The 13,702-nt window shown below is 71.5% G+C and carries 9 protein-coding genes and 1 pseudogene; 8 read left to right on the top strand and 2 right to left on the bottom strand.

The window, feature by feature from the left end; genetic code table 11:
• Positions 1–11: 11 nt before the first annotated feature.
• Entirely contained in the window at positions 12–1,973 is a 1,962-nt protein-coding gene (locus OP18_RS16555) for an ATP-binding SpoIIE family protein phosphatase (protein WP_245635399.1), read from the bottom strand.
• A 91-nt stretch (positions 1,974–2,064) separates the two neighbouring features.
• Here OP18_RS16555 and OP18_RS51230 point away from each other — a divergent pair.
• Together OP18_RS51230 and OP18_RS16545 are read left to right on the top strand one after the other, a co-directional pair.
• Positions 2,065–6,058 (top strand): annotated as a pseudogene (locus OP18_RS51230) (HAMP domain-containing protein).
• 34 nt (positions 6,059–6,092) lie between these two features.
• Positions 6,093–6,671, top strand: coding sequence for a response regulator (locus OP18_RS16545; RefSeq protein ID WP_033359826.1), 579 nt, complete (start codon positions 6,093–6,095; stop codon positions 6,669–6,671).
• Positions 6,672–6,696: 25 nt separating this feature from the next.
• Here OP18_RS16545 and OP18_RS16540 read toward each other — a convergent pair whose 3' ends face one another.
• Positions 6,697–7,029 carry an STAS domain-containing protein gene (locus OP18_RS16540; RefSeq protein WP_033359825.1) on the bottom strand — a complete coding sequence of 111 codons (333 nt, stop codon included), beginning with the start codon at positions 7,027–7,029 and terminating at the stop codon, positions 6,697–6,699.
• Positions 7,030–7,130: 101 nt separating this feature from the next.
• On the opposite strand from OP18_RS16540, the gene hemL reads away from it, so the two are divergent.
• The 6 genes from hemL to ccsB all read left to right on the top strand — a co-directional run bounded on the left by hemL (position 7,131) and on the right by ccsB (position 13,050).
• Positions 7,131–8,471, top strand: a complete 1,341-nt coding sequence (hemL, locus tag OP18_RS16535) for a glutamate-1-semialdehyde 2,1-aminomutase (protein WP_033359824.1) — start codon at positions 7,131–7,133, stop codon at positions 8,469–8,471.
• A gap of 85 nt (positions 8,472–8,556) precedes the next feature.
• Complete coding sequence (locus OP18_RS16530) at positions 8,557–9,204, top strand: histidine phosphatase family protein (protein ID WP_033359823.1); 648 nt, start codon at positions 8,557–8,559, stop codon at positions 9,202–9,204.
• A gap of 2 nt (positions 9,205–9,206) precedes the next feature.
• On the top strand, positions 9,207–9,740 hold the full coding sequence (locus OP18_RS16525; protein ID WP_033359822.1) for a TlpA family protein disulfide reductase: 534 nt from the start codon (positions 9,207–9,209) through the stop codon (positions 9,738–9,740).
• Positions 9,741–9,743: 3 nt separating this feature from the next.
• Positions 9,744–10,496, top strand: a complete 753-nt coding sequence (locus tag OP18_RS16520; RefSeq protein WP_033359821.1) for a cytochrome c biogenesis CcdA family protein — start codon at positions 9,744–9,746, stop codon at positions 10,494–10,496.
• Complete coding sequence (gene resB / locus OP18_RS51225; RefSeq protein WP_052386830.1) at positions 10,496–12,046, top strand: cytochrome c biogenesis protein ResB; 1,551 nt, start codon at positions 10,496–10,498, stop codon at positions 12,044–12,046. Before OP18_RS16520 ends, resB begins: the two co-directional genes overlap by 1 nt.
• Complete coding sequence (gene ccsB, locus OP18_RS16510; protein WP_033359820.1) at positions 12,046–13,050, top strand: c-type cytochrome biogenesis protein CcsB; 1,005 nt, start codon at positions 12,046–12,048, stop codon at positions 13,048–13,050. Before resB ends, ccsB begins: the two co-directional genes overlap by 1 nt.
• The last annotated feature ends 652 nt before the right edge of the window (positions 13,051–13,702 follow it).

The following is a 13,702-nucleotide window of genomic DNA, read 5'->3' as shown; positions in this document are numbered from 1 at the left end:
GCGCGCCGCCGTCAGTGGTCGTTGCGGACCGCGAAGATGGCGATGTCGTCGCGGGGCGGCTCCTGGGAGAAGTTCAGCGTCGTCGCGCGCAGGCGGGCCGCCACCACGTCGGCGGGGAATCCGGCCAGCTGGCCCGCCTCCCGGCGCAGGCGGTCGACGCCGAACAGCTCTGGGCCGCGGCGGCGTTCGGTGACGCCGTCGGTATAGAAGATCAGCGTGTCGCCGGGCGCGAGCGTGATCTGGGTGCGCGGGGTGTTGATCGTGTCGAGCAGGCCGAGGGCGGTGCCGCACTGGCCGGCCAGCTCGGTGCGGCCGTCGGCGCGCAGCAACACCGGCTGGTCGTGGCCGGCCAGGTGCAGCGCCACGTCCAGGGTGCCGTCCTGGCGGCGCAGGATCTCGGCCAGGCACAGGGTGCAGAACCGGCCGGCACCGCGCTCCAGCAGCGTCTCGTTGATCCGTTTCAGGGTCTCCGGCAGCGGGCGGCCGTCGCGCACGAGGACCCGGGTCACGTCGCGGACCAGACCGGTGACCGTCGCGGCCTGCACGCCCTTGCCGGACACGTCGCCCACGACGACCAGCCACCGGCGCCCGGACAGCGGCACCACGTCGTAGAAGTCGCCGCCGACGTCGACCCCCTCGCCGGTCGGCACGTACTCGGCGCCGAACTCCACGCCCTCGGCCTTCGGCAGCTGCGGTGGCAGCAGCGAGCGCTGCAGGGCCTGGGCGATGCTGCGCCGCTCGGCGTGGATGTTGGCGTTGTCGATCGCGAGCGCGGCGCGCCGGGCCACGTCCTCGACGACGGCGACCTCCTCGCTGCGCTGCCAGGTGTCGCCGCCGCCGCCGACGGTGAGCGTGCCGAGGTGCTGGCCGCGGGCGATCAGGGCGACCACGTACCCCTCCAGCGGCGGGCCCAGCGGCACGACGGCGTCGGTGCTCATCGCCTCCTTCAGCTGCGGCGCCGCCTGCCCGAGCGCGTCGAGCAGGCCGGTGAGCATCGACTCGTCGGCGTGCGCGGCCGCGGCCAGCCGCAGCTCCCCGCCGGCGTCGGCGGCGTGGATCGCGCACCAGGTGCCCAGCCGCGGCACCACCAGCCGGGGGATCAGCGCCAGGGTCAGCTCGACGTCGAGGGACTGGGCGAGCAGCTCGCTGGCGTCGGCGAGGAACGTGAGCCAGGTGCGCCGCTCGGAGTCCGCGCGCCGCAGCCGGTGGTTCTCGACCAGCAGCATCAGCCGGTCGGCGGCCAGGGAGGTCAGCGGTCGCGCGTATGGGTTGCCGCCCCCGCCGGCGACGAGCAGCTCGGCCCGCCACGGCTTGGTGACCCGCAGCGGCACCCGCCGCCCGCTGTCGACCGACCCGGTGAGCCGCCCGACCGCGGCGATCGTGTGCGGGCCGTCGCCCTCGTCCAGCGTCAGCGCGGCGCCGGCCGCCCCGATCACGCCGACGAGCCGTTGCAGCAGCTCCTCCGCGACCTCGGTCAGCGAGGTACCGGTGCCGGACCAACCCAGGGCGCCCAGCGCGTCGGGGGCCGGTGCGAGGGGGATCTCGAAGCCGGGTGGCGTCGGGCTGGGCGGCCCCGCCGCGCCCGGCACGTCGAGCCGGAACCACACGCCCTTGCCGCCGTCGAAGTGCAGGGTGCCCCACGACGAGGCGAGCTGGTCGACGAGCAGCAGGCCGCGGCCGCGCTCGTCGAGGTTCGCGCCGCCGGCCGTGGGGATGTTGGGCACGACGGTGCCGGGCTGGAAATCCAGTACGGTGACGGTCAGCGATGTGTCGGCGGCGGTGATCTCCACGTCGACCTCGGTGCCGGCGTGCACGACACTGTTCGTCGTCAGTTCGGTGACCAGCAGTAGCGCCTCGTCGAGAATGCCGCTCAAGTCCCGTTCGTGCGCGATCGTCCGGATCGCTTCGCGCGCCAGACCGGGAGAGCTATGGTCGGCCGGGAGACGGATCCTCCGGACGGTCGGCGCGTTCACACCTCGCAGTCTCTACCGAACGGTGGTAACAATCCAACCTGGAGACGACGATGGGTGGACACCGCCTGCCCCCGAGACCGGTGGAGACGCCATGACCACAGTCGAAGAAGTCACCCAGAAGAGTCCCGAGACGCTGCTGCTGGAGGAGCTGTCCGACGGGCTGGACCGGCTGGCGGCGGGTGACCTGAAGCACCGGCTGAGCCGCCGCGACGGCCTGCCCGGCGAGGTGGTCGAGCGGTTCAACCGGCTCGCCGATCTCAAGCAGCGGCACACCCGCGACCTGCTGCGCATCAGCCGCGTCGTCGGGCGCGAGGGCCGCATGACCGAGCGGCTCGACGAGGAGGCCTTCGAGGGGGCGTGGCTCGACCGCATCCGCGCGGTCAACTCCCTCATCGACGACCTGGGCCGGCCGACGACGGAGATCGCCCGCGTGATCGTCGCCGTCGCCGAGGGCGACCTGACGCAGCAGCTGGCGCTGGAGATCGACGGCCGCCCGCTGCGCGGTGAGTTCCTCACCATCGGCCGCACCGTCAACACGATGGTCGACCAGCTGTCGTCGTTCGCCGACGAGGTCACCCGCGTGGCCCGCGAGGTCGGCACCGAGGGCAAGCTGGGTGGTCAGGCGCAGGTCACCGGCGTCGCCGGCACCTGGCGCGACCTGACCGACTCGGTCAACTCGATGGCGGCGAACCTGACCGGCCAGGTCCGGTCGATCTCCACCGCGGCCACCGCCGTGGCCCGCGGCGACCTGTCGCAGAAGATCACCGTCGCGGCGAAGGGCGAGGTCGCCGAGCTCGCCGAGACGATCAACTCGCTCGTCGACACGCTGCGGGTCTTCGCCGAGCAGGTGACCCGCGTGGCCCGCGAGGTCGGCACCGAGGGCAAGCTCGGTGGCCAGGCCGACGTGCCCGGCGTCGCCGGCACCTGGAAGGACCTCACCGACAACGTCAACTCGATGGCGTCCAACCTCACCGGCCAGGTCCGCAACATCGCGCAGGTCGCCACCGCCGTGGCCCGCGGGTCAACACGATGGTGGACCAGCTGTCGTCGTTCGCCGATGAGGTCACGCGGGTGGCGCGCGAGGTCGGCACCGAGGGCAAGCTCGGTGGTCAGGCGCAGGTGACGGGGGTCGCCGGTACGTGGCGCGACCTGACCGACAACGTGAACTTCATGGGGTGGCGACGGCGGTGGCGCGCGGTGACCTGTCGCAGAAGATCACCGTTGATGCGCGTGGCGAGATTCTGGAGCTGAAGTCGACGGTCAACACGATGGTCGATCAGCTGTCGTCGTTCGCCGATGAGGTCACGCGGGTGGCGCGCGAGGTCGGCACCGAGGGCAAGCTCGGTGGTCAGGCGCAGGTGCGCGGCGTGGCCGGCACCTGGCGCGACCTGACCGACAACGTGAACTTCATGGCGTCCAACCTCACCGCGCAGGTCCGCAACATCGCCCAGGTCGCCACCGCCGTCGCCCGCGGTGACCTGTCGCAGAAGATCACGGTCGACGCCCAGGGCGAGATCCTGGCACTGAAGTCGACGGTCAACACGATGGTGGACCAGCTGTCGTCGTTCGCCGATGAGGTCACGCGCGTGGCCCGCGAGGTCGGCACCGAGGGCAAGCTCGGCGGTCAGGCCCAGGTGAAGGGCATCTCCGGCACCTGGCGCGACCTCACCGACAACGTCAACTCGATGGCGTCCAACCTGACGTCCCAGGTCCGCAACATCGCCCAGGTCACCACCGCCGTCGCCCGCGGTGACCTGTCGCAGAAGATCACCGTCGACGCGCACGGCGAGATCCTCGAGCTGAAGTCGACGGTCAACACGATGGTGGACCAGCTGTCGTCCTTCGCCGACGAGGTGACCCGCGTGGCCCGCGAGGTCGGCTCCGAAGGCAAGCTCGGCGGTCAGGCGCAGGTGCGCGGCGTCTCCGGTACGTGGCGGGACCTGACGGAGAACGTCAACCAGCTCGCCTCGACGCTGACCACGCAGCTGCGCGCCATCTCGCAGGTGTCCACCGCCGTGACCCGCGGCGACCTGACCCAGCGCATCGCGGTCGAGGCGCTCGGCGAGGTCGCCGAGCTCAAGGACAACATCAACCAGATGATCGTCACGCTGCGCGAGACGACGAAGAAGAACGCCGAGCAGGGCTGGCTCGACTCCAACCTGGCCCGCGTCGGCGGCCTGCTGCAGGGCCAGCGCGACCTCGGCGAGGTCTGCCGCATGATCATGGCCGAGGTGACGCCGCTGGTCGACGCGCAGATCGGCGCGTTCTTCCTCGCCGGTGCCGACGCCGACTCCGGGCTGCGGCTGCGGTTGGAGGCGTCGTACGGGTACGTCTCGCCCGGCACCGAGGTCAGCTTCGCCCCGGGCGAGGGTCTGATCGGGCAGGCGTCGCTGTCGCGGCGCGCGATCCGGGTCACCGCCCCGCAGGACAGCCGGCTGCAGGTCCGCTCCGGGCTCGCTGCCACACCCCCGGCCGACCTCGTCGTCCTGCCGGTGCTGTTCGAGGGCGAGCCGCTCGGCGTCATCGAGTTCGCCGGCGTGTCCGCGTTCTCCGAGCTGCACCTGGCGTTCCTCGACCGGCTCGTGGTCACCATCGGCGTGGCCCTCAAGACGATCCTCGCCAACCGGCGCACCGAGGAGCTGCTGTCGCAGTCGCAGCGGCTCGCCCTGGAGCTGCAGGACCAGTCGGCGGAGCTGCAGCGCACCAACGCCGAGCTGGAGGAGAAGGCGACGCTGCTGTCGGAGCAGAAGGGCAACATCGAGAAGCAGAACCGCGAGATCGAGATGGCCCGCCTCGGCCTGGAGGAGAAGGCCCAGCAGTTGGCGCAGGCGTCGCAGTACAAGTCGGAGTTCCTCGCCAACATGAGCCACGAGCTGCGCACGCCGCTCAACTCGATGCTGCTGCTGTCGCGGCTGCTGGCCGACAACCCCGACGCCAACCTCACCGCGAAGCAGATCGAGTTCGCCGCGACGATCCACAACGCGGGCTCCGACCTGCTCGCCCTCATCGACGACATTCTCGACCTGTCGAAGATCGAGGCCGGCCGCATGGACGTCGAGCCCGGCGAGGTCTCCTTCGAGGAGATCCGCTCGTACGTCGAGCAGGCCTTCGCGCCGCAGGCCGAGGACAAGGGGCTGGACTTCACCGTCGTCCCGGCCCCGGACCTGCCGCCGGCGATCGTCACCGACCCGCAGCGCCTCCAGCAGATCCTGCGCAACCTGATCTCCAACGCGGTGAAGTTCACCGAGAAGGGCTCGGTCACGCTCTCCATGAGCGTCGCCACGCCCGACCTGCAGTTCACCTCGCCGACCCTGGCCGGCGCCCGGCGGGTGATCGCGTTCGCGGTCCGCGACACCGGCATCGGCATCTCCGACGACAAGGTCGCGCTGATCTTCGAGGCGTTCCAGCAGGCCGACGGCACGACCAGCCGCAAGTACGGTGGCACCGGCCTCGGCCTGTCGATCAGCCGCGAGCTCGCCCGGCTGCTCGGCGGCGCGATCGGGGTCACCTCGGAGGTCGGCCGGGGTGCCATCTTCACGCTGTACCTGCCGGACGTCATCGCGACCGAGGTCACCCAGACGGTGCACGCGGTGCCGGCCCAACCGCTGCCGCCGGTGCGCAGCTTGCCGCCCGGCCCGGCGATGCTGCGCTCGCTGCCGACCGCGGAGCGCCGCCCGACCGCGGCCGCGCACCAGCTCGACGGCGCGACCGTGCTCATCGTCGACGACGACGTGCGCAACGTCTTCGCCCTCACCAGTGCGCTGGAGCTGCACGGCATGACGGTCCTGTACGCCGACAACGGCGCCGACGGGGTCCGCGTGCTGTCGGAGCACCCCCACGTCGACATCGTCCTGATGGACGCGATGATGCCCGACCAGGACGGCAACGAGACGACCCGGGCGATCCGGCGCAACCGGCGCTTCGCCAACCTGCCGGTGGTCTTCCTGACCGCCAAGGCGATGCCCGGCGACCGCGAATCGTCCCTGGCCGCGGGCGCCAGCGACTACATCACCAAGCCGGTTGATCTTGACGAGCTGCTTGACGTCATGGCCGCGTGGGTAAACGGGGAAGGCCGCGCGGTGTAAGTTGCTCCCAGACCGTCAGAAAGGGGCCGCATCCTTGACTGGACCGGACCGGCCGGCGAAGGTGCTGCTCGTCGATGACCGTAGGGACAACCTCCTCGCTCTGGAGGCGATCCTGCAGGGGCTGCCGGTCCAGACCGTCGGCGCCGACAGCGGTGAGGACGCGCTCAAGCACCTGCTCGTCGACGACTTCGCCCTCATCCTGCTCGACGCGCAGATGCCGACCATGGACGGCTTCGAGACCGCCCGGCACATCAAGCGCCGCGAGCGGACCCGGCACGTGCCGATCATCTTCCTGACCGCCGCGGACCGCGACTCGCACCTGATGCTGCGGGGCTACGCCGCCGGCGCCGTCGACTACCTCACGAAGCCGTTCGATCCGTGGGTACTGCGGGCGAAGGTCTCCGTGTTCGTCGAGCTGTGGACCAAGACGCAGCAGCTCGCGGTGCAGTCGGAGCTGGTGCGCACCCGGGAGGGCGAGCTGCGGGCGGCGGGAGTCGCCGTCGACGAGGCCACCGCGCTGCTGAAGGCGGCGCTGGCGGCCGGCGGCGAGGTCGGCCGCTCCCAGGTGGAGAAGGCGATGGCGGCGCTGACCCGGGCGCGGGGGTCGCTCTAGCCGCCAGCCGCTCCGCGGGGTGCGGTCAGGTCGCGGTCTCCTGGATCATCAGCGCGCCGCGCAGGCCGGTGATGTCCAGGACGCGGATCAGGAACGCGCCGACGTTGACCAGCACCAGGTAGCTCTGTGCCATGGTCGCCTTGCGACTGAGCACGACCAGCGTGCCGAGCCCCTGGGAGTCGCAGAACGTCACGCCGGCCATGTCGAGCACGACCCGCGTCGGGGTGTCGCCGGCCAGAATCTCATCGACGGCCATCGCCAGCCGCTGGACCGTCGACATGTCGATCTCGCCGACGAGCGCCACCACGGTCTCGGTCGGGGCGCGGCGCACGGTGACGGAAAGATCCGGTCGATCCACCCGGACAGCCTAACGTGGAACTGCGCCCGCAGTGGCGTCGGGCACAGGCCACCTGGGGCCGGTCGGCGTCGCCTCCGGCAGGCTGTCAGAATGGGCAGGCTGTGACAGCTATTGACTCCGCCGGCCTCGGCCCCTACGCGGGTGACGCTCCGGCTTCGCAGGCACTGTTCGACCGCGCCCAGGCCATCGTCCCGGGCGGGGTGAATTCACCTGTCCGTGCGTTCCGTGCGGTCGGTGGCACCCCGCGGTTCATGGTCGGTGGCGAGGGCTGCTGGCTCACCGACGCCGACGGGCGGCGCTACGTCGACCTGGTCTGCTCGTGGGGCCCGCTGATCCTCGGCCACGCACATCCCGAGGTGATCGGCGCGATCACCGCCGCCGCGGCACACGGCACGAGCTTCGGCACCCCGACCCCCGGCGAGGTGGCACTCGCCGAGGAGATCGTCGCGCGCACCCCGGTCGAGCAGGTCCGCCTGGTCAACTCCGGCACCGAGGCCACGATGAGCGCACTGCGCCTCGCCCGCGGGTTCACCGGCCGGCCCAAGGTGGTCAAGTTCGCCGGCTGCTACCACGGCCACGTAGACGCGCTGCTCGCCGCCGCCGGATCCGGGGTCGCCACGCTGGCGCTGCCCGACTCGCCCGGCGTCACCGGGGCCGCGGCGGGCGACACGATCGTCCTGCCGTACAACGACGTCGCCGCCGTCGAGGCGGTCTTCGCCGCCGAGGGCTCCCGGATCGCGGCGGTGATCACCGAGGCGGCCTGCGGCAACATGGGCGTCGTCGCGCCCCGCGACGGGTTCAACGCCAAGCTCGCCGAGATCGCCCACCGGCACGGCGCGCTGCTCATCCTCGACGAGGTCATGACCGGCTTCCGGGTCAGCCGCGCCGGCTGGGTCGGCCTCGAGCCCGTCGACGCCGACCTGTGGACCTTCGGCAAGGTCATGGGCGGTGGCCTGCCCGCCGCCGCGTTCGGTGGCCGCGCCTCGATCATGGCGCAGCTCGCCCCGGCCGGCCCGGTCTACCAGGCCGGCACGCTGTCGGGCAATCCGCTGGCCTGCGCGGCCGGTCTGGCGACCCTGCGCCTGGCGACCCCCGAGGTCTATGCGCAGCTCGACGCGACGGCCGCGACGATCGGCAAGCTGTCCTCCGACGCGCTGGCCGCCGCGGGTGTGCCGCACACCCTCGCGACCGCCGGCAGCATGTTCTCGATCTTCTTCACCCACGAGCCGGTCCACGACTACGACGACGCGCGGACCCAGGACGTGGCGGCGTTCAAGGCGTTCTTCCACACGATGCTCGCCCGCGGCGTCTACCTGCCGCCGAGCGCCTACGAGTCGTGGTTCGTCTCGACCGCGATCGACGCCGAGGCCCTCGACGTGATCTCGGCGGCGCTGCCGCACGCCGCCCGCGCCGCGGCCGCCGCATCGGCCGGTTTGTCATGAGTGGCCCGGAGCGGAGCGGAGCGGCCACTCATCATGGGCGCAGGGGTCAGTCAGGCCGACGCCGGAGCGTAGCGGAGGCGGCGGCATGACGAAGACCATCGTGCACGTACTGCGGCACGGCGAGGTGCACAACCCGGAGAAGATCCTCTACGGCCGCCTCCCCGGGTACCGCCTCTCCGAGCTGGGCGTGCAGATGGCCAAGGCCGCCGCACAGGCCGTCGCCGAGAAGGACATCACCTACGTCGTGGCCAGCCCGCTCGAGCGCGCGCAGCAGACCGCAGGGCCGATCGCCGAGCAGTTCGGCCTGCCGATCGCCGTCGACGAGCGCCTCATCGAGAGCGGCAACTTCTTCGAGGGCAAGCGGGTCGGCGCCGGCGACGGCGCGCTGCGCGACCCGCGCAACTGGTGGGTGCTGCGTGACCCGGTGACCCCGTCCTGGGGCGAGCCGTACACGGCGATCGCGGCCCGCATGTTCGCCGCGCTGCTCGCCGCCCGGGAGGCCGCGGAGGGCCACGAGGCGGTCTGCGTGTCGCACCAGCTGCCGATCTGGACGCTGCGCCGGCATGTCGAGCGCAAGCGGCTGTGGCACGACCCGCGCAAGCGGGAGTGCAACCTCGCCAGCTACACCAGCTTCCACTTCGAGGACACGAAGATCGTCGGCGTGTCGTACACCGAACCCGCCGCCCACCTGGTCGCCATGTCGCCCACCGCCCGCGACGCGAAGGGTGCCTGAGCATGCGCTTCGGGATCGCGCTCGTAGCCCTGCTGGTCCTGCTGACCGGCTGTGAGAGCAGTGCGCCGAAGAGCGCCCTCGGCAGCCGCAAGATCTCCGTCTCGGACCGGGTGGCCGCGCCGGCGATGCGCGGCGACTACATGGACATCGGCGGCTCGTTCGACCTCGCGCAGCACAAGGGCCAGGTCGTCGTGGTCAACTTCTGGGCGTCCTACTGCCCGCCGTGCCGCACCGAGGCGCCGGAGCTGGAGAAGGTGTACGCCGCCACGAAGGCCGACGGTGTCACGTTCGTCGGCGTCAACGTGCACGACCAGCGCGACCCGGCCAAGGCGTACCTCGCCGACATCAAGCCGACGTACGGCAGCATCTTCGACCCGTCCGCGTCGCTCGCGCAGGACTTCGCCGTGCCGCCCAACTCGATCCCGGCGACCCTCGTGATCGACCGCAGCGGCCGCATCGCCGCCGTGCTGCGCATGCAGGTCGACCAGAAGCTGCTCGAGCCGATCGTCCGCGACCTGCTCGCCGAGCAGGCCTGAGCCATGCTGCTCGCCGGCGCCGGAGACCTCGCCCTCAGCGGACCGCTGCTCGGCGCGATCGCCGTCGCCGTCCTCGCCGGGCTGGCCAGCTTCCTGTCGCCGTGCATCCTGCCGCTGGTGCCCGGCTACCTGTCCTACGTCACCGGCCTGGCCGGCGCCGACCTCGACTCCGGGCACCGCCGCGGCCGGGTCATCGCCGGGATCTCGCTGTTCATCGCCGGGTTCGCGGCCGTCTTCATCACCCTGATCGTGCTCGCCACCAGCGCCGCGATGCAGCTCATGGTGCACCGCCGGCTCATCGAGACCGTCGCGGGCGTCGCCGTCATCGTGCTCGGGCTGGCGTTCATGGGGCTCGTGCCGGGGCTGGAGCGGCAATGGCGGATCCAGCGGCTGCCCGCGGCCGGCCTGGTCGGCGCCCCCGTCTTCGGCATGGTCTTCGCGCTGTCCTGGGCGCCGTGCACCGGACCGACGCTCGGGGCGGTCATCGCGCTCGGCTCGACCACCGGGTCGCAGGCCAGGGCGGTGACCCTCGCCGTCGCGTACTCGCTCGGCATCGGGCTGCCGTTCATCGCCGTCGGCCTGGGCTTCCAGCGGCTCATCGGCGTCATCAAGTTCATCCGGCGCAACAGCCGGTGGGTGACCCGCATCGGCGGCGCACTGCTCGTCATCGTCGGGCTCGCGCTCGTCACCGGCGTCTGGAGTGACCTCATGATCGCCCTTACGACCAATGTCGGACCCGGATCGGTGCCGATCTGATGCGCTGGATCGTCTCCATCTCCCGGCGGGCCTGGCGGCAGCTCACCTCCATGCGCACCGCACTGGTGCTGCTGTTCCTGCTCGCCGTCGCCGCCATCCCCGGCTCCGTGCTGCCGCAGCGCAACGTCTCCCCGGAGAAGGTCCGCCAGTACCTGCAGGACAACACCGAGTGGGGCCCCACGCTCGACCGGTTCTTCTTCTTCGACGTGTACGCCTCGCCGTGGTTCTCGGCGATCTACCTGCTGCTCTTCACGTCCCTCGTCGGCTGCCTCGTGCCGCGCTTCCGGTCCCACCTGGTGGCGATGCTGCGCAAGCCGCCCGCGGCGCCCGCGCGGTTCTCCCGCCTGCCCGCCTCGGCCGAGGACCTGCCCGCCGCGCCCGCCGCCGACGTGGTCGCGGCGCTGCGCCGGCGCCGGTTCCGCACCGTCGTGCGCACCCCGTCCGACGGGGTCACCGAGATCAGCGCAGAGAAGGGGTACCTCAAGGAGACCGGCAACCTGGTCTTCCACTTCGCCCTGCTGTCGCTGCTGATCGGCGTCGCGTACGGCTCGTGGTTCGGCTGGCACGGCAACCGGCTGCTCATCCAGGGACAGGACTTCGCCTTCTGCAACACGCTGCTCAACTACGACGAGCACGCGTTGGGTGCCCAGGTCGGCGAGGGCGACCTGCCCCGCTTCTGCCTGCGGATGGACAAGTTCGCCGCCACGTACCTGGACAACGGCCAGCCGGTCACCTACAAGGCCGACATCACCGCCACCCAGCACGGCCGCTCCTCCACCCACGTGCTGCAGGTCAACGACCCGCTGCGGCTGGACGGCGCCAACGTGTCGCTGCTCGGCCACGGTTACGCCCCGGTGTTGCGCTACACCGACAAGTACGGCAAAACCCACGAGAACGTCTCGGCGTTCCTGCCGAAGGACGGGATGCTCACCAGCGACGGCGTCGCCACCTTCCCGGACGTCAACCTGAACCCGTCGACCGGCACCCGCGACGAGAAGTCGCAGATCGGCTTCTCGGGCGTGTACCTGCCGACCCTGCCGTCGGACCCCTCGGTGAGCTCGTCGGCCTTCCCCGCCGAGAAGGATCCGCGGCTGATGCTGCAGCCGTACCGTGGCGTGCTGGGCTTCGACGCCGGCGCGCCCCTGTCGGTGTACACCCTCGACCAGCGCCAGATCGACGCCAAGCGGCTGAGCAAGTTCGGCGAGCCCTTCATGCTCAAGCCCGGCGAGAAGGGCACCCTGCCCGACGGCACGACCGTCGAGTTCGTCCGCACCGAGCAGTGGATCAGCATCTCCATCCGGCACGACCCGGGCCAGCCGATCGTCCTGGTCGGCGCGAGCGCCCTGCTGGTCGGGCTGCTCGGCTCGCTCACCGGTAAGCGCCGCCGGGTGTTCTTCCGCATCACCCCGACCGGCATGTCGGCGGGTGGCCTGCCGCGCGGTGACTACCCGGGCTTCGCCGAGGAGTTCGCCGCCATCGTCGCGGCGGTGACCCCTGCGGCACCGGTGCCGAGCCAGATGGCGCAGACTGACGTCAAGGAGGTCGTTTGATGGGTGGGTTGTCGAACCAGCTGCTGGTCGTCACGATCTTCAGCTACGTGCTGGCGATGCTGGCGTATGCGGTCGAGTATGCGTTCGGGGCGCGGAGCATGGTGGGCCAGCGCGTCCTGTCAGGTGCTGCTGCCCCCGCCGAGGAGCTGGCCTCCGTCGGGGCAGGCTCTGGCTCTGCTGCCGGCGGGCTTCCGGCCTCGGACTTTTCGGACAAATCTCTTTCGCCGGACACGGCGGACGGGTCGGCCGCCGCGCGCTGGGCGGGCATCACCGCGGTCGCCCTCACCCTGCTCGGCTACCTCGGCCACCTGGCCGCCCTGGTCACCCGCGGCATCGCCGCCGACCGGGCGCCGTGGGGCAACATGTACGAGTTCGTCATGACCGCCACCCTCGTCGGCGTCTCCGCCTGGCTGGTCGTGCTCGCCAAGTGGCGCAACCTGCGGCACCTCGGCCTCTTCGTCACCCTGGTCGCGTCCATCCTGCTCGCGATCGCCGGCATGACCCTGTACGTCCCCGTCGGCCCCCTGGTCCCGGCCCTGCAGTCGTACTGGCTGGTCATCCACGTCGGGGCCGCCTCGATCGCCTCGGGCATCTTCCTCGTCGGCTTCGTCGCCGCCGCCATGCACCTGATCCGCCTGGGCCACGACCAGGGCAAGCGCAACTTCCCGTACAGCCTCGGCGAGCGCCTGCCCCAGGCCGACACCCTGGAGCGCGTCACCTTCCGCGTCCACGCCTTCGCCTTCCCCATCTGGACCTTCGGCGTCATCGCCGGCGCCATCTGGGCCGAGGCCGCCTGGGGCCGCTACTGGAACTGGGACCCCAAAGAGGTCTGGTCCTTCGTGGCCTGGGTCGTCTACGCCTGCTACCTGCACGCCCGCTCCACCCCGAGCGTCAGCCGCCGCGTCACGTCCTGGATCGCCATCGTCGGCTGGGCCACCATGCTGGTCAACCTGTTCGGCGTGAACCTGGTGGCCAGCGGCCTGCACTCGTACGCCGGCGTCTGAGCCCTCCGCCACCCTGGCGAGCGCCGCCGACCACAACCACAACCCGGTGGAGCCACCGGGTTGTGGTTGCTGAGGCGGGGACGCGCCTTTGCTTATCTGGCCGGCTTGGTGCCGGCCCACCGCCCAACGCCGGCAACGGGCAACCAGGCCGTTCTGAACCCGGCACCAGCGCCGCCGACCACTCGCCGTCCACCAGTCCCGGCGCACGCCTGGCGCGTCTGCACGCATGGCGCGTGCTGCCCGGTCCGGCCCATCTGGTGCATGCCTGGCTCGTTTCCGGTTGGCCGTGCCAGCGCGGCCGGTGTCCGCCGTCGCGCGGACACCGTTGCTGGGCATCCTCGGCCTTGGCTCAGCGGCCATCCCTGACCTCGGGCACCGCACTGTCTTGGCTCAGCGGTCGCGGGCCTTGCAGCTTCACCTCGTCTTGCCGCGCCGGGTCGAGACGCCTCCGCCCGGCTCAGCGTGCATCCCGGCTGGCTGGGGGCGCGAGCTGTCAGGGGTGTCAGGCCGCGTTCGCCTGGCGGCCTCACCCCGCCCTGCCCTGCCGCGCCCCGCCGGCTCGGCGTGCGTGCCGGCTCGGCGTGCGTGCCGGCCAGCATGCGTTCCGCCCAACCGTCGTCCGGCTGGTTGGGGGCGCGGGCTGATCAGGGGC

It is taken from the genome of Dactylosporangium aurantiacum, assembly GCF_000716715.1.
Lineage (GTDB): Bacteria > Actinomycetota > Actinomycetes > Mycobacteriales > Micromonosporaceae > Dactylosporangium > Dactylosporangium aurantiacum.
Note: the sequence above shows the minus strand (reverse complement) of the source record. Positions and strands in the feature narration are given on the sequence as shown.

Bases quoted from the DNA above. Each gene is read 5' to 3' on its own strand.
- OP18_RS16530 (WP_033359823.1), top strand. From the start codon at position 8,557: ATGACGAAGACCATCGTGCACGTACTGCGGCACGGCGAGGTGCACAAC.
- OP18_RS16525 (WP_033359822.1), top strand. From the start codon at position 9,207: ATGCGCTTCGGGATCGCGCTCGTAGCCCTGCTGGTCCTGCTGACCGGC.
- OP18_RS16520 (WP_033359821.1), top strand. From the start codon at position 9,744: ATGCTGCTCGCCGGCGCCGGAGACCTCGCCCTCAGCGGACCGCTGCTC.
- resB (WP_052386830.1), top strand. From the start codon at position 10,496: ATGCGCTGGATCGTCTCCATCTCCCGGCGGGCCTGGCGGCAGCTCACC.
- ccsB (WP_033359820.1), top strand. From the start codon at position 12,046: ATGGGTGGGTTGTCGAACCAGCTGCTGGTCGTCACGATCTTCAGCTAC.